Raw genomic sequence first — 23,838 nt, 5'->3', positions numbered from 1 at the left:
CCCTTATCGAGCCAACATTCCCCTCCCCTTTTGCATCCTGCTCACACGGCTGGCGAAAAAGCACCGACCACATACAGTTATTTCAATACCCGGATTTTGTGTGCGTGTTTAAAACAATAGGTCAATGCACGGCTCTTTTCAGGAAGCCGCGTGACGACCCGACCACGGAGGTCACGCAATGGTAAAAAAAATCATCATCGTCGGTGGCGGTGTGGGGGGCACATTGCTCGCCAACCAACTGGTCACCAAACTCTATCCAGAGATCAATCGAGGCGATGTGCAACTGACGTTGCTTTCAAACTCGCCCGACCACTACTACAAGCCCGCCTTCATGTACGTGGCATTCAACCAGTTCTTCGAGGAGGAGCTAAAACGCTCTGAAAAATCGCTGCTGCGACCCGAAATCGACTTCAACGTTGAAGAGGTCACACGCTTCGATTTCAACGCTCAAGCCCTGCATACCCGCAGCGGCAAGCGCTATGGCTATGACTATTTAGTGATAGCCACAGGGTGCGTGCCTGCGCCAGAACGTATCGAGGGTCTGAAAGAAGCTGGCGACCACTTCTATCAATACACGCCGGCAAGACTATTGGCAGAACGCTTAAGCACGATCAAAAAAGGCCGTATTTTTATCACCGTATCGTTCCCCCAGACACCCAACGTACCCCATCAATGCGGGATCGCACCTGTAGAAACGACCTTGATGCTGGATGATTTTTTGCGCAAGCGCGGGGTGCGCGATCAAATCGAAATCATCTACACCTACCCCACTACGGCGCAATTGATGCGTAACTGCCTGTTTATGCAACGCCGTGTGGGCGATGTGCTACCGGGGGTTTTCGAGCAAAAAAACATACAGTTCCAACGCAGCTTCACCCTGAGCAAGGTAGATCCCGACGCGCGCATTGCGTACAGCGCTGAGGGCGAAGAACAACCATTCGACATCTTGATGGCCACACCGCCCATTCGCGCCGTGGACGCAGTGCTCAACAGTGGTGTGTCGCAGGCGCAGAACCATGAAGGCTGGCTGCCTACCCATCATGAAACCCTTGAAGTGTATGGCCTGGAAAACGTCTACGTAATCGGTGACACGGTTGACCTGCCCATCAGCAAAGCCGGAGGTGCTTGTCACAATCAGGGGCCGGTCATCGCCAACAATATTGCGGGCAAGGTTCGCTTGGGCACTAACGTCAGTGTCTATGACGGCCGGGTGCAGGCCGTCGCTCAAATGGGCCTGAATGCCGGCATGCCACTGTGGTACGACTATCAAGTCGACGTGCTGCCAACACCGCCGACCAAACTCGGCAGTTTACTTAGAAACGGATTTAACCGCGGACTGTATTGGGCTGTCGCCCGTGGAATGCTGTGACCCGATACCGGGAGGAGCGTGCGTATGGAACCCGTCAATCAAACACCCACTGAGGGTCAGGTTTGCCAAAACCCTATCACTGATCAGTCCCCTCTCGATCTGGGCGACCTGCTGAGCAAACTTGAGCCCTTGATTCAAAGCGGCCGCCTGGACAATCTGGTCGACGCCCTGTCCTTGGTCAGCGATACCGTAGACCTGCTGGACCCGGCCATGGTGGAAAAACTGGCGTTGCTGTTTGAACAAATCACGGCGGCCACCTGGTCGCTGGGCAATGCGGTGCGCATGGCGAGCGCGCAAACCGCCGCCCAAACCGAATCCCCCAGCCTCCGCCAATTGCTGTCACTGCTGCGTCAGGAAGACACCCGACGTGGCTGCGCTGTTGCTTTACGAACACTCAATGTCATCGGAAGACAACTCTGAAATGCACTGGAGGACCACCTCATGCTTTCCAATGTTCAGACACCCCCGGCACGGACTGCCAGCACCCAATGGGACGCCAAGTCCTACCAGCAATTTGCCCGGCTGCGTGAGCGGCCGGTGCTTGAGCTGCTGGACCATGTCGACCTGCAACACCCGCAACGTATCTATGATCTGGGCTGCGGCACCGGCATTGCGACGCAACTCCTCGCCAAACGTTGGCCATTGGCTGACCTGACCGGCATCGACAGCTCAGCCGAAATGCTGGAAGAGGCAACTTATTTGCCCATCAAAGCGTTATGGCAAAAGTGTGATGTGCGCGAGTGGCGGGCGCAAAGCCCGGCGGATCTTTTATTTGCCGCCGCTGTGTTGCACTTCATCAATGATCATCAATCGTTGCTCCCGCAGTTATTGAGCCAGTTGAACACGGGCGGGTGCCTCGCCGCGCACATGCCTAACTGGCGCGATGCACTGTGGTACGAATTAATGCTGGAAACCCTGGAAACAGGAGGCCCGCAGGGGCGACCCCTTGGCTCTGCACGTCTGCGCCAATTCATGGCCGAACGTACGGTGCTCTCACTTAAAAGCTATTACCAATTGCTGGCCCCCCTGACAAAGGCGCTGGATATTTGGGAAACCGAGCACTTACAAGTCGTCGAAGGAACATCGCCCATTTTCGACTGGGTCAAAGTCTCCGCACTGCGACCTGTATTACTGGCACTGGGCGAGCATGAGAAAGAACGTTTCATTGAGCAATACCTGCGTGTGGTGCATCAACACTACCCACAAGAAGCCAATGGCCAGACGCTGTTCCCGTTCAAACGCATTTTCATCCTCGCGACTGTCTGACTCGCGCTGTGTTTTATACATGGCTGCCGGACATCATGTCAGCAGCCATTGCTAATGTGCGCGCCTCACACATGCAACATAAGGACCGTATAACCACGCTTTATTACACGCACCCTTGCGGGCATGAAAACTTGCTGAGTACTTTCAGACAGGTTTAAGTTCTGCGGCACATAGACCTGAGTGAGTTGCTTTAGCACGTCCGTTCTATATCACACGCACTCAACATCACGTGAAGCGCTAACTTAAGTTGTAAGGCGCCAGCCCTGTTCACGGGTTAGCCAAACCACTCTGTACCGCCCATCAGCCAGGGCGGCCATGGCCCTACACAGGAAAGTTGACGCCTGCAAAGTCCATCAGCGATAGTAGCGGCTGTTGTGCTCCTGCACGGTGCAGCACACCTCTCACGCCACCTTGAAATCATCTTTGTTAAGAAGACCAGTGGCCTATTCAGTACCGTGGTTTAAATCAGCTATTGATAAGCCGGCCGCTCGCCTAGGGGCGACCTCAAAACAACGGCGTACAGTTTCATGATTGAAACTACGAACGGCGTGCCTGTTTTAAATACGCAGGGCTGTTACTCCGTCCCTGCACGGAGCAACTAGGATTCACCCGACTCACTCTCTACTCCATTAGGTAACACGGTGACGAAAGACGAACTGCGCGCAGAACTTGAGCGACAGGAACAACGTTACAAGGACGTTTACGGCGGTGAAGTGACGACTTACGCGGCTCAGCCTGAGCCTGAGCGTAAGCCTTGGCGCAAACGCGCCAGCCTGATTGATCAGGCATTTACCCAAGAAATCCAAAAAATCGAAAAAGAGCTGAAACCCGAGGAACCATAACCTCTGCGCCATCAGGTTCCACGCACCGTCCATGAGGCTCGCTATGCGGCGTCCTTTCTTTGAACGCAGGGGGCGGATTTTCGGCATCGAGGACGGAATGTCGCTGCTGAAACCTCTTGGACAAGAAATTTCATACGCATGATTCAGACATACATAAAGGCTGACTCATCACCTGTTCAATGGCTTATAGCCTTTGATATCAGCGGCTTGTAACCAACATCCCACCCGTTGAAGCGATCCGGTCTGACAGGTTTTTTCATTTACAGATGTTACCAACGAGCAGCTAGTGCATCGATTACCGGGGTTTTCTGGCATAATCCGGCCCCCTTTATGACCGTGTCAGAAAACCTTCATGATCGATCTATTAAGCGGATTGGATGCCTGGGTTCTTATCAGCCTCTTCTTCGCCCTAGCCTTTGTTCTCGCGTTTGAGTTCATCAACGGCTTTCATGACACCGCGAATGCGGTAGCGACTGTCATCTACACCAAAGCCATGCCGCCTCACCTGGCGGTGTTCTTTTCCGGTGTGTTCAATTTTCTCGGCGTTTTGCTGGGCGGTGTGGGCGTGGCGTATGCCATCGTCCACCTGTTACCCGTAGAGCTTCTGGTGAATGTGAATACCGGACATGGCCTGGCCATGGTGTTCTCACTGCTCGCCGCTGCCATCACCTGGAACCTGGGCACCTGGTACTTCGGGATCCCGGCTTCAAGCTCGCACACCTTGATCGGCTCGATCCTGGGCGTGGGTTTGGCCAATGCCTTGATCACCGGGATTCCGGTGAGCGAGGGTGTGAACTGGCAGAAGGCGATCGACATCGGCGCCTCGCTGGTATTCTCGCCCCTGGCAGGCTTTGTGGTTGCCGCGCTGGTCTTGATCGGCCTTAAATGGTGGCGTCCGGGTTCCAAGATGCACAAAACCCCGGAACAGCGCCGCAAGATGGACGACAAAAAGCACCCGCCGTTCTGGAACCGTCTGGTACTGGTCATTTCGGCCATGACCGTGAGCTTTGTACACGGCTCCAACGATGGCCAGAAAGGCATTGGCCTGATCATGCTGGTATTGATCGGTATCGTGCCGAGCGTCTTCGTACTGGACCTCAACAGCACGACTTACCAGATCGAACGTACACGCGACGCCACCTTGCACCTGAGCCAGTTCTATCAGCGCAATAACGCCACCCTGAGCGAGTTTCTGGCACTGGGCAAGAGCGCAAAAGGCGACTTGCCGGAACAGTTCAGTTGCAACCCTCAGCAAACCGAGCCGACCATCGCAGCCCTGCTCAGCTCGCTTAAAGGCGTAGCGGACTACCACTCGATCCCGGCTGAAAAGCGTATCGAGATCCGTCGCTACCTGCTTTGCCTGGACGACACGGCAAAGAAAGTCAGCAAACTGCCAGTGCTCGATAAACGCGAAAAAGCCGACCTCGAAAAACTGCGCAAGGACCTGACGGCCACGACTGAATACGCCCCGTTCTGGGTGATTCTGGCGGTCGCCCTGGCCCTGGGCCTGGGCACCATGGTGGGCTGGAGACGTGTGGTTAAAACCATCGGTGAGAAGATCGGCAAGCAGGGCATGACCTATGCTCAAGGCATGTCGGCGCAGATCACCACCACGTTTGCGATCGGGCTGGCCAACATCTACTCCTTGCCGGTATCGACAACGCATATTTTGTCGTCCGGTGTAGCGGGTACGATGGTTGCCAACAAAAGCGGCCTGCAAGGCGGCACCATCAAGACCATCCTGATGGCATGGGTACTGACCTTACCGGCCACTATCGCACTGTCTGCAACCCTGTTCTGGCTGGCCTCCAAAGCCCTCGCCTAAGCAGCACGCACTAAAAAAGGTACGCCCCTCACGGGCCGTACCTTTTTTTATGCCTCGGGTTTCAGGGGATGGCACCAAGGCCGTCGCTTGAACAGCTCGCAACCTGTACCAAAAACAACCGCAAGCCTTGCAAAACACACACGCAAAAAAATAGGCGACCGAAGTCGCCCAAAATGCCTTGCGTGCTCGTGACTCGAAAAGACCCGGCGCTACTTATTGCGCTTCTGGGAGTCTTTCCAGATAAAAATCCCTAAACCCGCGAAAAATAAAACCATGAGACCGACGGTAAGTACTCCAGCGATAACCACATTATCGAGAAACATGACGGCCTCCTGCGCGTGTTTGTTTGTGTGAAGCCAGATTAACCCCACACGCAGGCAAGGAACTTGACCGGGATCAATAGTGACTCCGGCCAGCAGGGTGTTAGAGGGAATAGTTGATACAGATCAGGGAAACGCCGATGTTCAGCGCTTTTTAGGCTTTTTCTTCGCTTTTTTCTTGGGGCTTTTCAGCGGCATCGCTTGCTCAAACGCCTGGCGCACTTCATTCAGACGTTTTTCATTGAGGTCATGCACGCGTTTGGCGCGTTCGGCGCCCAGGTCGACCAGCTTGTTGTCTTGGCTCATAACGAAATGGGGTCACTGTCAGTGGGAATCGGCAATGCGCTAATAATGCGACGCACCTACAGCCCTGACCAGAAAAAACACTCAAACCTCAATATCAACCCACAACCCCTGGCGTGGCGCGCCATCAATCAACGGCGATACCGGCACGGTGTTGTCTTCATTTAACTCATCGCCCGGCACAACCACCACCTCCTGCCCTTGAGCCGCTTCACGACGACGCTTGTCCTGCTGGCGCTGTTGCTCTTCGCGCAGCAGCAACGTGGCTTGATCGCTGTCCTGATTCTTCAGGTTGATCGTACTGTCGCCTGAACTTGGCTGGGCTGGCACAACGGGCGGAATATCGGGACGCGGGCGAACCGGGTCTTGCTGAGAGGTCACGGGCACAAGGCTGAGAGGTAGGATCGGCGGCAGCATATTATTGTTCTCCTGTATTCAAGCTGTCGGCCCAAGACGGTTCGACTTGAGCCGCCGGTCGTAAACCCATGACTGACTAAATCCCTACGCGTAGCTTTTTGTCAGAGTCCTTTGGACTGAGGCCCTTGATCCGTTAATATACTCGGCTTTTTCAAAGCGGGAGTCAGGCAGCATGGCGCAGCAGTATCAACCGGGGCAACGCTGGATTAGTGACAGCGAAGCTGAGTTAGGTTTAGGCACCGTTCTGGCACAGGACGGTCGCTTATTGACCGTGCTCTATCCGGCCACTGGCGAAACCCGTCAATATTCGCTGCGCAACGCACCGCTGACGCGCGTACGTTTCTCGCCAGGCGACACCATCATCCACTTCGAAGGCTGGAAGATGACTGTACGCGAGGTCGATGATGCCGACGGCCTGATGGTCTATCACGGCCTGAACGAGCAGAACGAAACCGTGACCCTGCCCGAAACCCAGCTGTCGAACTTTATCCAGTTCCGCCTGGCCAGCGACCGGCTGTTTGCCGGGCAAATTGACCCGTTGTCCTGGTTCTCGCTGCGCTACCACACCCTCGAACACACTAGCCGTCAGTTGCAATCGCCACTGTGGGGCTTGGGTGGCGTGCGTGCACAACCTATCGCACACCAACTGCATATTGCTCGCGAAGTCGCAGACCGCATCGCGCCGCGCGTACTGCTGGCCGACGAAGTAGGCTTGGGTAAAACCATCGAAGCCGGCCTGGTGATCCATCGTCAACTGCTCAGCGGCCGTGCCAGCCGTGTGCTGATCGTGGTGCCAGAGAACCTCCAGCACCAATGGCTGGTGGAAATGCGCCGTCGCTTCAACCTTGAAGTAGCCCTGTTCGACGAAGAACGCTTCATCGAAAGCGATGCCAGCAATCCCTTTGAAGACACCCAGCTGGCACTGGTTGCACTGGAATGGCTGGTTGATGACGAAAAAGCTCAGGACGCGCTCTTTGCAGCGGGCTGGGACTTGCTGGTTGTCGACGAAGCCCACCACTTGGTGTGGCACGAAAACAATGTCAGCCCCCAGTACGCATTGGTTGAGCAACTGGCCGAAACCATCCCTGGCGTGCTGTTGCTGACCGCGACCCCGGAGCAATTGGGTCAAGACAGCCACTTCGCCCGTCTGCGCTTGCTGGACCCGAACCGCTTCCACGACCTCGCCGCTTTCCGCGCCGAGAGCGAAAACTATCGCCCGGTGGCCCAGGCCGTACAGGAGTTGCTGGACAAAGGCAGCCTGTCGCCTGAAGCGCAAAAAACCATTCATGGCTTCCTCGGCGCTGAGGGCGATGCCCTGCTCGCAGACGTCAATGCAGGGGACGCTGAAGCCAGTGCCCGCCTGGTGCGTGAACTGCTCGACCGCCACGGCACCGGCCGCGTGCTGTTCCGTAACACCCGCGCAGCTGTCCAAGGCTTCCCGGAGCGCAAGCTGCACGCTTATCCGCTGCCATGCCCGGACGAATACCTTGAGTTGCCGCTGGGCGAACACGCCGAGCTGTACCCGGAGGTCAGCTTCCAGGCCCTGCCGGATGCCAACGAAGAACAGCGCTGGTGGAACTTCGACCCGCGTGTCGAGTGGCTGATTGACACCCTCAAGATGCTCAAGCGCACCAAAGTCTTGGTCATCTGCGCGCATGCTGAAACCGCAATGGATCTGGAAGACGCCCTGCGCGTGCGCTCCGGCATCCCTGCCACGGTCTTCCACGAAGGCATGAACATCCTTGAGCGCGACCGTGCCGCCGCCTACTTCGCAGACGAAGAGTTCGGCGCACAAGTGCTGATCTGCTCGGAAATCGGCAGTGAAGGCCGCAACTTCCAGTTTGCACACCACTTGGTACTGTTCGATCTGCCGTCACACCCCGACTTGCTGGAGCAGCGCATTGGTCGTCTGGACCGTATCGGCCAGAAACACACCATTGAGCTGCACGTGCCGTACCTTGAGCCAAGCCCTCAGCAACGCCTGTTTCAGTGGTATCACGAAGCCCTGAACGCCTTTCTCAACACCTGCCCGACCGGTAACGCCCTGCAACACCAGTTCGGCCCCCGCCTGCTGCCGTTGCTGGAAGCTGGCGATGACGAGGAGTGGCAAGCCCTGATCAATGAAGCCCGCGCCGAGCGCGAGCGGCTTGAACAAGAGCTGCACACGGGTCGTGACCGCTTGCTGGAGCTGAACTCTGGCGGCGCAGGTGAAGGTGAAGCGCTGGTTGAAGCGATTCTTGAGCAAGACGATCAATTTGCCCTGCCGATCTACATGGAAACCCTGTTCAACGCCTTTGGCATCGACAGCGAAGACCATTCGGAAAACGCCCTGATCCTCAAGCCCAGCGAGAAGATGCTGGACGCCAGCTTCCCCTTGGGTGACGACGAAGGTGTGACCATTACCTACGACCGCAACCTGGCCCTGTCACGCGAAGACATGCAGTTCATCACCTGGGAACACCCGATGGTGCAAGGCGGCATGGACTTGGTGCTTTCCGGCTCGATGGGCAACACCTCGGTGGCGCTGATCAAGAACAAGGCACTCAAACCCGGCACTGTCTTGCTTGAACTGATTTACGTCAGCGAAGTGGTCGCTCCGCGCGCGCTGCAACTGGGCCGCTACCTGCCGCCTGCTGCTCTGCGCTGCTTGCTCGACGCTAACGGCAATGACCTGTCATCACGGGTTTCTTTCGTGACGCTCAATGAACAGCTCGAAAGCGTGCCACGTGCCAGCGCCAACAAGTTCGTGCAGGCCCAGCGCGACCAACTGACACCCAAAATCAACGCCGGTGAAGCCAAAATTGCGCCGCGTCATGCTGAACGTGTCGCCGACGCGCAACGTCGCTTGGCCGCTGACACCGAAGAAGAACTGGCCCGCCTCACTGCTTTGCAAGCTGTGAACCCAAGCGTGCGTGACAGCGAACTGGTTGCCTTGCGCAAACAACGTGAACAAGGTCTGGCCATGCTTGAAAAAGCTGCCCTGCGCCTTGAAGCGATTCGCGTATTGGTTGCAGGCTGACGCCACACACTTTGTAGGAGCAAGTTGCCCGCGAAACAAAACAATGCGCCCCGTCTGATGAGATGCGTTGTTTTTTTCGCAGGCAAGCTAGCCCCTACAGGGTCCCCCCCTTGTTCAAGGCAGGGGTTATAGCGTTAAACACGGTCAAAGCCGTGTTTAATCGCAAAATCATAGGCATCATCTTGCCATCATCGCTTTTTCCCCCATTTCAGCTTCTACACTTCAGAGCAAGCTAGCGTCTGACGACTGGCAAACCTGCACTCAGTGTTGAGGGATGCTATGGAATGGCTGGGGCTGCAGTTTATTGGGGAGCACACCGCAAACGGGCAAATGGCGCTCAACAGCAGTCATAACCCGTATTTGGTGTTTCTGGCATTTTTAGTCGCTTGTGCCGCCAGCCTCGCCACCCTGCACATGTTTGAACGCGCCTGCAACGCGGAAAAACCTACGGCCAAAACGGTGTGGCGCTGGATAGGCGCATGCTCTCTGGCGGGCGGCATCTGGGCCATGCACTTCATCTGCATGCTCGCCTTTGAATCCCCATTGAATGTTCACTTCGACTTGGGCATCACCATTGGCTCGCTGTTTATCGTCTTACTCGCAGCCATTATTGCGATGCAAATCCTCACCCAAACGCCCCTCACACGCCCCAGGCTGATACTCACCGCGCTGGTGTTCGGGCTGGGCATCTGCACCATGCACTACGTCGGCATGTCAGCCATGCATTCCAGCAGTCAGCAGCACTACAACCCCGCCCTGTTCACCCTGTCATTCGTGATCGCCATAGTCGCCAGTTATGCCGCCCTGTTACTGGCCAAGTCATTGCGCACCACCAGCGGCTTGGCGCATCAGTTCTACAAGTACGCCATCAGCCTGGCCGCTGGCCTGGCCATTACCAGTGTTCACTTCATCGGCATGTGGGCGCTGCACACCTATGCCCCCCTGGGCAGCAACGTGCAGCCGCACATAGAAAATAACCACTGGCAATTGGCCCTGATGGTGGCGCTGATTGCCTTGCTGCTCATTGGCAGCAGCATAAGTGCTGCGCTGGTGGACAAAAAATTGCAACTCAAAGAGCACGATCTCAGGCGGGTCAACGCCCTGCTCAGCCAACTGGATCAGGCCCGCGCCTCCTTACAACAAGTGGCGCATTACGACCCGCTGACCAACTTGATCAACCGTCGCGGTTTTAACCAGCTGTTTGCCGAAAAGCTGATTGAACGCGCCAGCAATAACACCATGCTGGCGGTGATGTTCCTCGATATCGACCACTTCAAACGCATCAACGACAGCCTTGGCCACGATGCGGGGGACGAACTGCTCAAAGTGATTGCCTCGCAAATCAAGAGCGCCACCCGCAGTCACGAGGATGTGGTTGCGCGCTTTGGGGGCGATGAGTTCTGCATATTGATCAGCCTGAACAATCGTGAAGAAGCCCGCCAAATGGCGCAGCGCATCATGCTCAAAATGAAAGACCCCATCGAGCTTGCCGGACGAAACATGGTGATGACCACCAGCATCGGCATCAGTGTGTTCCCTGACGATGGCACCACCATTGATGAACTGCTCAAACATGCCGATCTGGCGCTGTACCAATCCAAAGACAATGGCCGCAACAGCCTGAATTTCTTTAGCTCAAGCCTCAAAGCCCGCGCCTCTCTTGAGCTGCAAATCGAAGAAGAGTTGCGCCATGCCTTGCGTGAAGATCACGGGCTGTTCTTGCATTACCAGCCCATATTCGACCTTAAAAGTGGCCAGGTAGCCAAACTCGAAGCCTTGGTCCGCTGGCACCATCCGGAGCATGGCCTGCTGGGGCCAGAGCGCTTTATCAGCATTGCCGAAGCCAATGGCCTGATCGCCGAACTCGACAACTGGGTACTGCGCAAAGCCTGCCATGACCTCGCGGCCTTGACCGATCTTGGCTGGAAAGACATCAGCGTCGCAGTGAACTGCTCGGCACTCAACCTGGTACGCGTTGAACTGGCTGATGAGATTGAGAGCGCCCTGCGCAGCTCGGGCATCAGCGCTAACCGACTGGAACTCGAAGTCACCGAAAACGCGCTGATGGGCAACATCAGTAATACCTCGCAACTGCTGCGACAGATTCGGGCGCTCGGCGTTTCACTGTCCATTGACGACTTTGGCACTGGCTACTCATCGCTCGCTTACTTGAAACGACTGCCGCTCAACACGTTGAAAATCGACCGCTCGTTTATCCAGGACATCCCCAAGTCCAGCCAGGACATGGAAATCGTCCAGGCCATCATCTTGATGGCCCACACGCTGCACCTGCAAGTGGTCACCGAAGGCGTTGAAACGCACCAACAGTTCGCCTTCCTCAACCAGTACAGCTGCGACTTTATCCAAGGCTTCCTGCTCAGCCGCCCCGTGCCGTTCGAGGAGTTGAATGCGCTGCTCGAACAGCTCAATAAACGACCGCCTGAGACCCTTGACTACACAACCTTTCAACTCTCAAGCCAGTAAAATGCCAGCATCCTCTTCGCTGCTCGAAAAGAGCCATTAAAGAACCACCGCCTCAGGCCGATTCTTTTCTATCCGTACCGTTTAATCCCCTATACAAAATATGGATTAGAACGTGCGAATACCCTTATCGCCCCGTTGGTGCGCGATTCCCAACCTCGTTTTGGCCTGTTGAGCATCCCTCAACAGTCGTCCAGCCCAGACAGATGGCACACAATGACGTCGAACAATAATGCGACACCCTTGGTCTCTGAAGTGTCTCTAAAAACAATAAACGAGCCCCTACGTTCATCGAAAAGCTATTCCAGCCAGCAACCATTGGCGACTCAGCAATACCTGTATTTCACCGAAACCAATACCGACCGTATCCTCGAAAACCTTGATGGCTTACGGGACTTGGTGTTCCCGCAACCCGAGCTGGTTGAAGACGACAGCGCGAGCCGTGTCGAGCAGCAATTCCCCTCGGTGTGCCTGATTGGCCTGGGGCGCTGCGGGTCCAACATTGCGCTGGACGTCGCCGAACTGGTGTACAACGCCCGCAAGTTCTACCTCAACGAATTCAATACCATCGACCCGCAACACGAAGACAAACGCTACAACCCTGGCCAATGGATTCGTAATAACTTGCGACTGGTGCAAAACAAAGCCACTAAACCGGTGTTTTTGGTCGAACCGCTGGTGCTGCTGGGTGATCTGGACAAAGACATCGCGGGGCGTATTCGCTTCTCGCGCAAAAGTGAGAAAAGTAACTTCATCCGCGACTACAGCAAGATGAAGATCATGGACTTGTCGGAAGTCCACGCAGGCGGTGCCGGTAACGCGCCGATTCTGGGTCAGTACCTGGCCAAGATCATTCTCAACAAGGATGCGCAGCGCTTCTCCAGCCCGGACTGGAAACTGATCCACTCATACCTGATCGACTCCTGCGGCATCAAAGCCAACCAGTCGCGCCTGTACTTTTCGATTTTCAGCGCAGGCGGCGGGACAGGCTCGGGCATGGCCTCGGAGTTTGGTCTGGCGCAGCAGTTCTCGTACATGAACAAAACCTTCGACACCAAACCGGCCGATGAACATGACAGCAAGAGCGGACACGCTTTTGTGTTCGAGCCTATTTTCACCAGCGGCATCTGCGTACTGCCGAACATTTCCGATCACCGCAGCGAAATGTCCGAAGCCTTGCACATCAACGCGGGCCGACTGTTGTGTAAATACCTGTCAGAAGAATGGGACTTCTCATACAACTTCGACAATGAAGACAGCAGCGAAGCCAGCGTCATGGGCCGTATTCGCCCCTGGAACGCCATGATGTTGATCTCCAACGACATCATGCGTTACGCCGAACAAAGCGATGACGGCAACATCCAGAACATCGACGTCAACGCGATGGAAAAGCACGCCAACCAATACATCTCGCAGCAGATCTTCAACATTCTGACGGCGCAGGCGGTGACCACTGACTACGATCAGAATTACTTCCGCCGTGCCGGGATCGACATCGGCGAAACCATCCGCCTCGATGCCAACGATTTGTTTATGAGCCTGGCGGGCCCCGTAGCCATTGCCTACGCAGAATCCGTGGTGCCCGAACAACCTGTACCGGGAACCGACAAATTCAAAGTCTTCGAAAAAGAGCCACTGCGTCTGGACATTGACGACTTGTTCTTTCGCTCCATCGATTTGCCGCACTTCAACAAGGACACCCAGGCTATCGAAGGCATCAGCTTGCTGCCGATCGAGTCTCAGCGTTACCGCGCAGCCCTGGAGCAATACAAGCACTCGGGCTACGACGCCGCTGCGCTGCACGACCTGCATTTCTTCAAGAACTGCTCTTCGGTGGTTTCCATCGTGTCCTTGCCCAAGGACTACAAGCTGTCGTACATGGACTTGAACCGGCTCAAGACCCACCTCAATAGCCTGTTCCCCAATACCACGCTCAAACGTTATGCGTTGGTCATCGGTGCCTCGGCCAACTTGTCGCTGACAACATTGATCGCCAAAAGCCCCTGCTTGTCGGACGACTTTCTCACGCTGATCGTTGCCTTTATCAAACGCTGTTTTGCGCGAAATCCTTACCGTTTTGACGACACGCTGGATGATTCGATGCTGGAATTCATCACCGGTGACGCGTTCGATGAAAGCCAGATTGATGACTTGCTCAACGAGTTCGAGAACCCGGCCAAAATCCTCGATACCAACTGGTACGCGATCAAGCCGATGTACGAGAAGAAATACCGTGAGCTGATTAACGACAAAGACAAATTTGTGTCGATCAATGACATCCGCCTTTCCCGAGACTGCGTGAAAAAAGCCATCAAGTACCTGCGTGAAATTTACCGTCACCGTATCGGAAAAACCAAGATCATCTCGCTGAACAATCACACGGGCAAAACGGCCTACTGATCCTCGCCGCAGGTACAAAAAAACGCCACAGTCACGACTGTGGCGTTTCTCTACGGCAACTAGCCACTATTTAGCCGCCAGTTACTGGGCTACACACTTCCCCCTTCTTTTCGCGCCCCAAAAAACGCTCAATTTTGGTGCGCAGAATTTTTTTCATGCCCTTTCCTGGATCAGTATCCACGGCGAAACCACCACGGCCCACAGCTGCGGATCACGCTCGGCGAAGTCTAATGCCTGCGTGTCAGACAATTTATTGAGTGTCCCGGATGCCATCCAGCCCCCCACTTTGCTTGCATCATCCTGGCTCACTGCCTGCGCTGCTTCGATCAAGTCCAACTGTGCGTCAACGTACAGCAGTTCGCCTTTGGCGAAAAACTTCTCCAACGCTTTCCATTCGATAGTTGAGGTCTCGCCGAGCAGCTTGGCATAGAGGGTGCTAGGTTCTTCGATCATGGGTTTCACCAGGTAAAAAATCGGCGCAATGATAGCGCTGCACACCCGGTAGCAAAACCCGGATTCAGGTGGGAGAACGAAGAAAGAGTCGAAGGCTGTGCAACAGGCGTCAAGACAGCAACATTCTGTTAAGAATCATCAGCCTGTTTAGCCGCCATTCTGTCTTTTTCTTTCGTTTAAGCGACATTTTCTGGTTTTTCCCTCAGCCGCCCGCTATTCAAGCGCTGAATCGTGGCCCTACACTGTACCGGTACAGTTGCAGGGGGGATTGACCGGGAATTTCGCTCAGATGAAGACCCGGTCCGGCTGCCTTGGCTTCCAGGACTATAAAAATTACAACAGAAGAGTGGAGCACCAATAAAGATGGCTATTAAGCACATGACTAAACTGTTTGCCGCTATGGTTTTGGCCGGGGTTGCCAGCCATTCGTTTGCAGCAGACACCATCAAGATCGGTATCGCGGGTGCCAAAACAGGCCCTTTGACCCAGTACGGCGACATGCAGTTCTCCGGCGCCAAAATGGCCATCGAACAAATCAACGCCAAAGGCGGCGTAGACGGCAAAAAACTGGTGGCCGTTGAGTACGATGACGCTTGCGAACCCAAACAAGCCGTTGCCGTAGCCAACAAAGTCGTGAACGACGGCGTCAAGTTCGTGGTCGGTCACCTGTGCTCCAGCTCCACTCAGCCTGCTTCGGACATCTACGAAGACGAAGGCATCATCATGATTACCCCGGCAGCGACCGGCCCGGAAATCACCAATCGCGGTTACAAAATGGTGTTCCGCACCATTGGCCTGGACAGCGCTCAAGGCCCTGCCGCCGGTAACTACATCGCCGATCACGTAAAACCTAAAATCGTGGCCGTGGTTCACGATAAGCAGCAATACGGAGAAGGCATCGCCTCCGCGGTCAAAAAGACCCTGGAAGACAAAGGCGTGAAAGTCGCGGTGTTTGAGGGCATCAACCCGGGCGAAAAAGACTACTCATCGCTGATTGGCAAACTCAAGCAAGCCAACGTCGACTTCGTGTACTACGGCGGCTACCACCCAGAACTGGGCCTGATCCTGCGCCAAGCCAAAGAAAAAGGCCTGAGCGCCAAGTTCATGGGCCCAGAAGGTGTGGGCAACGAGTCCATCTCGCAAATCGCTCAGGGTGCCTCCGAAGGCCTGCTGGTGACCTTGCCACAAGCTTTCGACAAAGACCCTGCCAACCAGCCTTTGGTTGAAGCCTTCGCCGCCAAGAAAGAAGACCCAAGCGGCCCGTTCGTCTTCCCTGCTTACGCCGCCGTTGAAGTGATTGCGGGCGGTATCGAGCAAGCCAAAAGCGAAGACCCGGTAAAAGTGGCCGAGGCCATCCACAAAGGCACCTTCAAAACCCCGACAGGTGATCTGAGCTTCGACGAAAAAGGCGACGTGAAGAACTTCAAGTTCGTGGTGTACGAATGGCACTTCGGCAAACCTAAAACCGAAGTAAGCCCTCAGTAAGGGCAGCGTTTTGATCTGATCACAAAGCCCACTGCACAAGCGGTGGGCTTTGTTTTACAGACGTTCGTTGGACTGAATTGGGGCCGCGCTTTCGTGATCCGAAAGTCTGCCCACCTGAAAATCTTTAAAACCGTCACCAGCGGTTCGCTGGGAGAAGACTTGTGCTCAAAGTGGATGCAAATCCACGCAGGCAAGTCCGCAAAATGACTCCGCCAGTGAAATGCGTCTCAGGTTTTTAGGAGCTTGGTAATGCCTGACATCTATCACTTTTTCCAAATGCTGGTTAACGGCCTCAACGTTGGCAGCACATATGCCCTCATCGCCATCGGCTATACGATGGTTTACGGCATTATTGGAATGATCAACTTCGCCCACGGCGAGGTGTACATGATTGGTTCCTATATTGCGTTTATCGCCATCGCCGGCCTGACCATGATGGGTCTGGACAGCGTGCCGTTGCTGATGACCGCGGCCTTTCTGGCCAGCATCGTGGTCACCAGTGCCTACGGCTACAGCATTGAACGGGTGGCCTACCGTCCTTTGCGCGGCAGTAATCGCCTTATCCCTTTGATTTCTGCCATCGGTATGTCGATCTTCCTGCAAAACATGGTGCTTTTGTCTCAGGACTCAAAAGACAAATCGATTCCAAACTTGATTCCTGGCGGCTTCACCTTCGGTCCGGGTGGCGCCAGCGAAGTGGTTATTTCCTACATGCAGATTGTGGTCTTCGTGGTCACCTTCCTCGCCATGCTGGGCCTGACACTGTTCATCTCCCGTTCACGCCTGGGTCGCGCCTGCCGCGCCTGCGCCGAAGACATGAAGATGGCCAATTTGCTGGGCATCAACACCAACAACGTGATCGCCCTGACCTTCGTCATTGGTGCCGCGCTGGCCGCCGTCGCCGCCGTGCTGATCAGCGTGCAATACGGCGTGATCAACCCCAATGCGGGGTTTTTGGTGGGGCTTAAAGCCTTTACCGCCGCCGTACTGGGCGGTATTGGCAGCATTCCGGGCGCGATGCTCGGAGGGCTGGTATTGGGTGTAGCTGAAGCCTTTGGTGCCGACATCTTCGGCGACCAGTACAAAGATGTTGTGGCGTTTGGCCTGTTGGTATTGGTGCTGCTGTTCCGTCCGACCGGCATTCTGGGGCGTCCGGAGATCGAAAAAGTATGACTAGGAATCTTAAGTCGGCGCTCTTCAGCGCCCTGCTGGTCTGGGCAGTCGCCTATCCGGTGCTTGGCCTGAAACTGACCATCGTCGGGATTAACATTGAAGTTCACAACACCAGCGCCTTTACCCTGAGCGTGATCGCAATCTGCTCGTTGCTGATGTTTGTGCGCGTGCTATTCAACCAACAATTGAGCGCGGCCTGGAAAGCCACGCCCGGCCTGCCAAAAGTGCCAGCCAAAGCCAGTAACTTCTTGACCCTGCCCAGCACTCAGCGCTGGATCATTCTCGGGCTGGTGCTGGTGGCATTGGTATGGCCGTTCTATGGCTCACGCGGTGCGGTGGACATTGCCACACTCATCCTGATCTACGTGATGCTGGGCCTGGGCCTGAACATCGTGGTGGGTCTGGCTGGTCTGCTGGATCTGGGCTACGTGGGCTTCTACGCCGTGGGCGCTTACACCTACGCGTTGCTGTCGCACTTCTTCGGTTTCAGCTTTTGGGTGTGCCTGCCCCTCGCCGGGTTGATGGCGGCTACGTTTGGCTTCCTGCTGGGGTTCCCGGTGCTGCGTTTGCGCGGTGACTATCTGGCCATCGTGACGCTGGGTTTCGGCGAGATCATTCGCCTGTTCCTGCGTAACCTGACCGAGATCACCGGCGGACCAAACGGCATCAGCAACATCCCTAAACCGACGCTGTTCGGGTTGAGCTTCGACAGAACCGCCGCTGAAGGCATGCAAACCTTCCACGAATACTTCGGCCTGCCCTACAACTCGATCAACAAGGTGATTTTCCTGTACCTGATCGCATTGGTCCTGGTGCTGGTGGTGCTGTTCGTGATCAACCGCCTGCTGCGCATGCCCATTGGTCGTGCGTGGGAAGCGCTGCGCGAAGACGAAATTGCCTGCCGTGCACTGGGTTTGAATCCGACGATTATCAAGCTTTCAGCTTTCACCCTGGGCGCGACCTTTGCGGGCTTTGCGGGCAGCTTCTTTGCCGCTCGCCAAGGCTTGGTGACCCCGGAATCGTTCACCTTCCTTGAGTCGGCGATCATTCTGGCCATCGTCGTGCTTGGCGGTATGGGGTCACAGCTGGGTGTGATTCTGGCTGCTGTGGTGATGATCCTGCTGCCCGAAATGATGCGTGACTTCAGTGAGTACCGGATGTTGCTGTTCGGTGCCCTGATGGTGTTGATGATGATCTGGCGTCCGCAAGGCCTGCTGCCCATGCAACGTCCTCACCTGGAGCTGCGCCAATGAGCCGCGAGATCCTGAAAGTCAGCGGCCTGAGCATGCGCTTTGGCGGCTTGTTGGCGGTCAACGGCGTGGGCCTGACCGTCAAAGAAAAACAGGTTGTATCAATGATCGGCCCTAACGGGGCCGGCAAAACAACCGTATTCAACTGCCTGACCGGCTTCTACAAGCCTTCGGCTGGCAGCATCCTGCTCGATGGTCAGTCGATTGAAGGCTTGCCGGGTCATGAAATCGCCCGCAAGGGCGTCGTGCGTACCTTCCAGAACGTACGCCTGTTTAAAGACATGACCGCCGTCGAGAACCTGCTGATCGCACAGCATCGCCACCTCAATACCAACTTTCTGGCAGGGCTGTTCAAGACCCCGGCGTTTCGTAAAAGCGAACGTGATGCAATGGAGTACGCCGCGTACTGGCTGGACAAGGTCAACCTGACCGAGTTCGCCAACCGCCCGGCGGGCACATTGGCTTATGGCCAGCAACGGCGCCTTGAAATCGCTCGCTGCATGATGACGCGCCCGCGCATTCTCATGCTCGACGAACCCGCTGCGGGGCTTAACCCCAAGGAAACCGAGGACCTGAAAGCGTTGATCAGCGTGCTGCGCGAAGAGCACAACGCCACGGTATTGCTGATTGAACACGACATGAAGCTGGTGATGAGCATTTCTGACCACATCGTGGTTATCAACCAAGGCACGCCTTTGGCTGATGGCACACCGGAACAGATCCGCGACAACCCTGACGTGATCAAAGCCTATTTGGGGGAAGCGTAAATGCTGCAATTCGAAAACGTTTCGACCTTCTACGGCAAGATTCAGGCGCTGCACAGTGTCAATGTCGAAGTGCGTCAGGGGGAAATCGTGACGCTGATCGGTGCCAACGGTGCTGGCAAATCGACGTTGATGATGACCTTGTGCGGCTCACCGCAAGCCCACAGCGGCAGCATTCGCTATTTGGGCGAAGAGCTGGTGGGCTTGAGTTCTGCGCACATCATGCGCAAGAGCATCGCCGTGGTGCCTGAAGGCCGTCGGGTGTTTGCCCGACTGACGGTGGAAGAAAATCTCGCCATGGGCGGTTTTTTCACCGACAAGCACGACTATCAGGAGCAAATGGACAAGGTGCTGCATCTTTTCCCGCGTCTGAAAGAGCGCTTTACCCAACGCGGCGGAACCATGTCCGGGGGCGAGCAGCAAATGCTCGCGATTGGGCGCGCACTGATGAGCAAACCCAAGCTGTTGCTGCTTGACGAGCCATCATTAGGCTTGGCACCGATCATCATTCAGCAGATTTTCGACATCATCGAGCAACTGCGCAAAGAAGGCGTGACGGTGTTTCTGGTGGAGCAAAACGCCAACCAGGCACTGAAAATTGCCGACCGCGCGTATGTCTTGGAAAACGGCCGAGTCGTCATGCAGGGCACCGGAGAGCAACTGCTCAACGACCCAAAAGTGCGCGACGCTTACCTGGGCGGCTAACCCTGCCAGCCACACCCTAAACGGCCTTACGGGGCCGTTTTTTATGACCCGCAGCCATGAAGTCATGCCGCACGCACCTAACACCTGGAGCCGCGGACGAGCAGTGAGACTGCGGCGTTCAGAGACGCAGCGGTCGTAAAATCCTTCAACCGCGCCTAAGAGAGGCCGCATTCACCCGGTGAATAAAAAACACTCATTTCAATTTTTTTTTGAGTTCTCTGTAACAAATCCAGACCTCGTTTCTCTAGTGGGGTAAGCCGGCAGACATTCGCTGCTGGCAGGCATAAAACCTCAACCCTGGAGAAACACCATGACTAACAAAACCACCCGCACTGTGTCCGCCGCTGCTCTGGCTTTGGCGTTGGGTTCTGCATTGAGCATCGCTGCTCTGCCAACGACCGCTGTGGCTGCGGGCGACATGGAAAAATGCTTCGGTGTGGCCATGAAAGGCCAAAACGATTGCGCGGCGGGCGCTGGCACCACCTGCGCTGGCACTGCCAAAACTGACCATCAAGCCAACGCCTGGAAACTCGTCCCTAAAGGCAGCTGCGAAAAAACCACCAGCAGCACCTCGCCCACCGGTTTTGGCCAACTGGCCGCTTTCACAGCCAAGTCCTGAAACACGGCGCCAGAGTCATGATGATGCACAGCCCTGATGCTTCGCTCATCGCGCCTGGTGCGCCCCAACTTCCACCGCGCGTGGGGTTGGGGCTCAAGGCCGAGCATTTCAAGGATGTACTCCAAACCCGTCCTGATGTCGGGTTCTTCGAAGTACATGCCGAAAACTACATGGTGGCCGGGGGTCCGTTTCATCATTACTTAACGTTGATTCGTGAACACTACCCGCTGTCCATTCACGGTGTCGGCCTGTCTATAGGCGCCGACGCAGCGCTCGATTCCGAACATTTGAAACGTTTGAAAACCTTGCTTGAGCGCTACCAGCCCGAGCAGTTTTCCGAACATCTGGCCTGGTCCACCCACGGCCCTTTTTTCCTCAATGACCTGCTGCCATTACGCTATGACGACGCCACGCTGACACGGGTGTGCGCCCATATCGACCAGGTCCAAAACACACTGCAACGCACGATGTTGCTGGAAAACCCGGCCACGTATATCGAGTTCGATCAGGCCAGCTATACCGAGGCGGCCTTTATAGAGCACGTCATACAACGCACCGGCTGCGGTTTGCTGCTGGATGTCAACAACGTTTACGTGTCGTGCACCAACCATGCACGCGACCCTTTGGCCTATATCGATGCCTTGCCGTTACATACGGTGGGTGAGCTACATCTGGCGGGTTTTGCCGAAGACACCGACAGCGCGGGTCAACGTTTGTTGATAGACAACCACGGGGCAGCTATCGATGACGCGGTGTGGGCCCTCTATCAGCAGGTGCTGGCACGCACCGGGCCTGTGGCGACGCTGATCGAACGCGACAATCACCTGCCTGAGCTGAGCGCACTGATCACCGAAGCTCAACTCGCCGAGCACTTTTTACACTCAACCCCACAGGTGTTCCCATGACCTTGCAACAGGCATTCAGCGCCGCTGTGCTTGCCCCACAACACGCCTGCCCACAAGGGATCATCAGCCCCAGCGGCGGCGATATCCTCAGCCGTTTTTCGGTCTACCGCAACAATGTACAAAGTGGCTTGATCAACGCGTTAGAGTCCAGCTTTCCGGTGGTTGCACAACTGGTCGGCGAAGCGTTCTTTAACGCCATGGCGCAGTTATTCATTCAGAAACACCCCCCCCAAAACCCGGTCATGAGCACCTACGGCCGCCAGTTTGCGGATTTCATCCAGGGTTTCGCGCCCGCCAACAAAGTGCCTTACCTGGCGGATGTGGCCCGTCTTGAACGGCTGTGTGTGCAGGCCTTTCACGCCGCCGATGCCAGCCCCGTGGCCCCGCAAACCCTGGCCCTTGCATTGAGCACGCCCGACACATTGGACCAGTTACGCATGACGCTGCACCCCAGCGTTGCCACCCTGCATTCGCCTTATGCCGTCGCTGCGTTATGGGCCGCGCATCATGGTCAAGGCCAAATCAAAGGACTTGACCCGCTCCAACCGCAAAGCACATTGGTGCTGCGTAACGGCTTGAGTGTTGAAGTCTTCGCCGTGCGCTCAGGGTGCGTGGCCTTTGTACGGTTTATGAAAAGCGGCTGCCCGCTCGGCGAAGCCGCCGCCTATGCACTGCAAGCCGACCCGCTTTTCGATTTAAGCCAAAGCCTGGCGCTATTGATCAGCCAAGGCGCCATCACTGAACTGCAGCCCAGCCCCGAGGTATCGCCATGAACACGTGTGCTGAACATTCCTGCGTGTTTCGGCGCGCACTCGCCCGTGTGATTGGGTGGATGCAATGCATTCCCCACACACTGATCGCCTTGATCGCCCGGGTCTCAATTGCGGCCGTATTCTGGAAGTCCGGGCAAACCAAGGTCGAAGGGTTTGCCGTGGACCTGGTGTCCGGCACGTTCGAACTGGGTATGCCACGTTTGTCAGGCTCTGCGGTTTACCTGTTCAGTCACGAATACAAGCTGCCTGTGCTTTCTCCTGAGTTCGCGGCCCACGCGGCGGCGTTTTGCGAACATTTTTTCCCTGTGCTGATCTTGCTGGGCCTGGCTACGCGCTTTTCAGCGTTAGCCCTGCTCGGCATGACCCTGACCATTCAGCTATTCGTCTACCCCGATGCGTATCCCACTCACGGCACGTGGATCGCAATTTTGCTGTACCTGATGGCCAAAGGGCCGGGAGCCTTCTCGATTGATCACCTGATTGCCCGGCGTTTTGGCTAAAGCTGCGCCATGCTCTCACCGCTGCGCTGAAACCATCCGGCCAGGTAATCTGCCAACACCTGGGTACGCTTGGGCAAACCGCCCTGATACGGATGCACGAGGTACATCGGGTGACTGCGGGTCTGGTAGTCACGCAGCAATACGCACAAGCGGCCGTCTGCCAATTCGTTGTGAAGCATGTACGACGGCAAACGTGCGATACCGGCGCCAATCACTGCCGCTTTTTTCAGCAAGCTGTAGTGATTACTGGCAAACGGCCCCGAGACACGCACCCGATGCAGTTCATGCTGCTGGTGGTACTGCCACTCTTCACGGCCACTGTAGTGACTGTTAAGCAAACAGCTGTGCCCGACCAGTTGCTGTGGCGTTACGGGTTCACCGTTTTGCGCCAGGTATGCAGGGCTGGCGCAGGTCATTTCGTGCCAGTTGACCACCTGTTTGGCCACCAGGCGCTCGTGACTGTGCACCTGTGAGCGGATCGCCAGATCAAACCCGTCACGCGCCAGATCGCGATAGCTGTTGTTGAGTTCCAGTTCGACCTGGACATCGGGGTAATCACGCGAGAACTCCAGCAACAACGAATCGAAGAAGGTTTCACCTAAAGAAACCGGAACCGTCATACGCACAGGCCCCGCCATATCCTCCTTCAGACGGGCTAAAGCCTGACGCGCTCGCTCCACTTGCACCACCAATGCCTGCGCTTGGGGCAATAGTGCTGCGCCCGCCGCCGTGAGGCTCAAACGACGGGTGGTGCGGTGCAGCAGTACCACCGAAAACTGCGCTTCCAATTGGCTGATGCGTTTGGACAACTGACCCTTGCTGCAACCCAGTTGCTGGGCAGCCAAGGTAAAACTGCCCGCGTCGATCAACACGGCAAACGCCGCAAGGTCATCCATTTCGCTCATCAATTGTTTCCATATGAAAACCAAAGGTTGCCTATTAGTGCGCTTATCGCTCCAAAAAACCAGT

Annotated in this window: 22 protein-coding genes; 17 read left to right on the top strand and 5 right to left on the bottom strand. The window is 55.9% G+C overall.

Annotation, left to right across the window (positions count from 1 at the left end; all coding sequences use genetic code 11):
* Nucleotides 1-178: 178 nt before the first annotated feature.
* The 5 genes from TU86_RS02615 to TU86_RS02595 all read left to right on the top strand — a co-directional run bounded on the left by TU86_RS02615 (nucleotide 179) and on the right by TU86_RS02595 (nucleotide 5,302).
* Complete coding sequence (locus TU86_RS02615; protein WP_048362736.1) at nucleotides 179-1,369, top strand: NAD(P)/FAD-dependent oxidoreductase; 1,191 nt, start codon at nucleotides 179-181, stop codon at nucleotides 1,367-1,369.
* Nucleotides 1,370-1,393: 24 nt separating this feature from the next.
* Nucleotides 1,394-1,789, top strand: a complete 396-nt coding sequence (locus TU86_RS02610; RefSeq protein WP_053075971.1) for a hypothetical protein — start codon at nucleotides 1,394-1,396, stop codon at nucleotides 1,787-1,789.
* Between the two features lie 21 nt (nucleotides 1,790-1,810).
* Nucleotides 1,811-2,635, top strand: a complete 825-nt coding sequence (locus tag TU86_RS02605) for a methyltransferase domain-containing protein (protein WP_048362735.1) — start codon at nucleotides 1,811-1,813, stop codon at nucleotides 2,633-2,635.
* Between the two features lie 641 nt (nucleotides 2,636-3,276).
* Nucleotides 3,277-3,477, top strand: coding sequence for a hypothetical protein (locus TU86_RS02600; RefSeq protein WP_048362734.1), 201 nt, complete (start codon nucleotides 3,277-3,279; stop codon nucleotides 3,475-3,477).
* A 352-nt stretch (nucleotides 3,478-3,829) separates the two neighbouring features.
* Nucleotides 3,830-5,302, top strand: a complete 1,473-nt coding sequence (locus TU86_RS02595) for an inorganic phosphate transporter (protein ID WP_048362733.1) — start codon at nucleotides 3,830-3,832, stop codon at nucleotides 5,300-5,302.
* A 209-nt stretch (nucleotides 5,303-5,511) separates the two neighbouring features.
* Here the strand turns inward: TU86_RS02595 and ccoM are convergent, their stop codons facing one another.
* The 3 genes from ccoM to TU86_RS02585 all read right to left on the bottom strand — a co-directional run bounded on the left by ccoM (nucleotide 5,512) and on the right by TU86_RS02585 (nucleotide 6,342).
* On the bottom strand, nucleotides 5,512-5,625 hold the full coding sequence (gene ccoM / locus TU86_RS23560; RefSeq protein ID WP_019411060.1) for a cytochrome c oxidase subunit CcoM: 114 nt from the start codon (nucleotides 5,623-5,625) through the stop codon (nucleotides 5,512-5,514).
* Nucleotides 5,626-5,766: 141 nt separating this feature from the next.
* Nucleotides 5,767-5,928 (bottom strand): hypothetical protein, encoded by a 162-nt coding sequence (locus tag TU86_RS23040; protein WP_087148758.1) that lies wholly within the window; start codon nucleotides 5,926-5,928, stop codon nucleotides 5,767-5,769.
* 81 nt (nucleotides 5,929-6,009) lie between these two features.
* Nucleotides 6,010-6,342 carry a hypothetical protein gene (locus TU86_RS02585; protein WP_048362732.1) on the bottom strand — a complete coding sequence of 111 codons (333 nt, stop codon included), beginning with the start codon at nucleotides 6,340-6,342 and terminating at the stop codon, nucleotides 6,010-6,012.
* A 172-nt stretch (nucleotides 6,343-6,514) separates the two neighbouring features.
* On the opposite strand from TU86_RS02585, the gene rapA reads away from it, so the two are divergent.
* The 3 genes from rapA to TU86_RS02570 all read left to right on the top strand — a co-directional run bounded on the left by rapA (nucleotide 6,515) and on the right by TU86_RS02570 (nucleotide 14,242).
* Complete coding sequence (rapA, locus tag TU86_RS02580) at nucleotides 6,515-9,361, top strand: RNA polymerase-associated protein RapA (protein WP_048362731.1); 2,847 nt, start codon at nucleotides 6,515-6,517, stop codon at nucleotides 9,359-9,361.
* A 279-nt stretch (nucleotides 9,362-9,640) separates the two neighbouring features.
* Nucleotides 9,641-11,845 (top strand): putative bifunctional diguanylate cyclase/phosphodiesterase, encoded by a 2,205-nt coding sequence (locus TU86_RS02575; RefSeq protein WP_048362730.1) that lies wholly within the window; start codon nucleotides 9,641-9,643, stop codon nucleotides 11,843-11,845.
* 213 nt (nucleotides 11,846-12,058) lie between these two features.
* Complete coding sequence (locus tag TU86_RS02570; RefSeq protein WP_048362729.1) at nucleotides 12,059-14,242, top strand: hypothetical protein; 2,184 nt, start codon at nucleotides 12,059-12,061, stop codon at nucleotides 14,240-14,242.
* A gap of 153 nt (nucleotides 14,243-14,395) precedes the next feature.
* Here the strand turns inward: TU86_RS02570 and TU86_RS02565 are convergent, their stop codons facing one another.
* Nucleotides 14,396-14,695 (bottom strand): DUF2288 domain-containing protein, encoded by a 300-nt coding sequence (locus TU86_RS02565; protein WP_048363026.1) that lies wholly within the window; start codon nucleotides 14,693-14,695, stop codon nucleotides 14,396-14,398.
* Nucleotides 14,696-15,058: 363 nt separating this feature from the next.
* On the opposite strand from TU86_RS02565, the gene TU86_RS02560 reads away from it, so the two are divergent.
* The 9 genes from TU86_RS02560 (at nucleotide 15,059) to TU86_RS02520 (ending at nucleotide 22,869) form a co-directional block, all read left to right on the top strand.
* The gene (locus tag TU86_RS02560; RefSeq protein ID WP_048362728.1) at nucleotides 15,059-16,180 is read left to right on the top strand and encodes a branched-chain amino acid ABC transporter substrate-binding protein; all 1,122 of its coding nucleotides are present in this window, start codon (nucleotides 15,059-15,061) and stop codon (nucleotides 16,178-16,180) included.
* Between the two features lie 249 nt (nucleotides 16,181-16,429).
* Entirely contained in the window at nucleotides 16,430-17,353 is a 924-nt protein-coding gene (livH, locus tag TU86_RS02555) for a high-affinity branched-chain amino acid ABC transporter permease LivH (RefSeq protein ID WP_048362727.1), read from the top strand.
* Nucleotides 17,350-18,606: a high-affinity branched-chain amino acid ABC transporter permease LivM gene (locus TU86_RS02550; RefSeq protein ID WP_048362726.1), complete on the top strand. Its 1,257-nt coding sequence runs from the start codon at nucleotides 17,350-17,352 to the stop codon at nucleotides 18,604-18,606. The genes livH and TU86_RS02550 overlap by 4 nt, the downstream gene beginning before the upstream one ends.
* Nucleotides 18,603-19,370 carry a high-affinity branched-chain amino acid ABC transporter ATP-binding protein LivG gene (gene livG / locus TU86_RS02545; RefSeq protein WP_048362725.1) on the top strand — a complete coding sequence of 256 codons (768 nt, stop codon included), beginning with the start codon at nucleotides 18,603-18,605 and terminating at the stop codon, nucleotides 19,368-19,370. Before TU86_RS02550 ends, livG begins: the two co-directional genes overlap by 4 nt.
* Complete coding sequence (locus TU86_RS02540; RefSeq protein ID WP_048362724.1) at nucleotides 19,371-20,072, top strand: ABC transporter ATP-binding protein; 702 nt, start codon at nucleotides 19,371-19,373, stop codon at nucleotides 20,070-20,072.
* A 310-nt stretch (nucleotides 20,073-20,382) separates the two neighbouring features.
* Nucleotides 20,383-20,691 (top strand): BufA1 family periplasmic bufferin-type metallophore, encoded by a 309-nt coding sequence (locus TU86_RS02535; RefSeq protein WP_048362723.1) that lies wholly within the window; start codon nucleotides 20,383-20,385, stop codon nucleotides 20,689-20,691.
* Between the two features lie 23 nt (nucleotides 20,692-20,714).
* Entirely contained in the window at nucleotides 20,715-21,596 is an 882-nt protein-coding gene (gene bufB / locus TU86_RS02530; RefSeq protein WP_048363025.1) for an MNIO family bufferin maturase, read from the top strand.
* Nucleotides 21,593-22,369, top strand: a complete 777-nt coding sequence (locus tag TU86_RS02525) for an HvfC/BufC N-terminal domain-containing protein (RefSeq protein WP_048362722.1) — start codon at nucleotides 21,593-21,595, stop codon at nucleotides 22,367-22,369. The genes bufB and TU86_RS02525 overlap by 4 nt, the downstream gene beginning before the upstream one ends.
* Nucleotides 22,366-22,869 carry a DoxX family protein gene (locus TU86_RS02520; RefSeq protein WP_048362721.1) on the top strand — a complete coding sequence of 168 codons (504 nt, stop codon included), beginning with the start codon at nucleotides 22,366-22,368 and terminating at the stop codon, nucleotides 22,867-22,869. Before TU86_RS02525 ends, TU86_RS02520 begins: the two co-directional genes overlap by 4 nt.
* Here the strand turns inward: TU86_RS02520 and TU86_RS02515 are convergent.
* Nucleotides 22,866-23,774 carry a LysR family transcriptional regulator gene (locus TU86_RS02515; RefSeq protein WP_048362720.1) on the bottom strand — a complete coding sequence of 303 codons (909 nt, stop codon included), beginning with the start codon at nucleotides 23,772-23,774 and terminating at the stop codon, nucleotides 22,866-22,868. The genes TU86_RS02520 and TU86_RS02515 overlap by 4 nt on opposite strands.
* Nucleotides 23,775-23,838: the final 64 nt, after the last annotated feature.

This window comes from Pseudomonas weihenstephanensis, assembly GCF_001043055.1.
Taxonomy (GTDB): domain Bacteria; phylum Pseudomonadota; class Gammaproteobacteria; order Pseudomonadales; family Pseudomonadaceae; genus Aquipseudomonas; species Aquipseudomonas weihenstephanensis.
The sequence above is the reverse complement of the archived record's forward strand: the minus strand, read 5'-3'. Positions and strand labels throughout refer to the sequence as shown.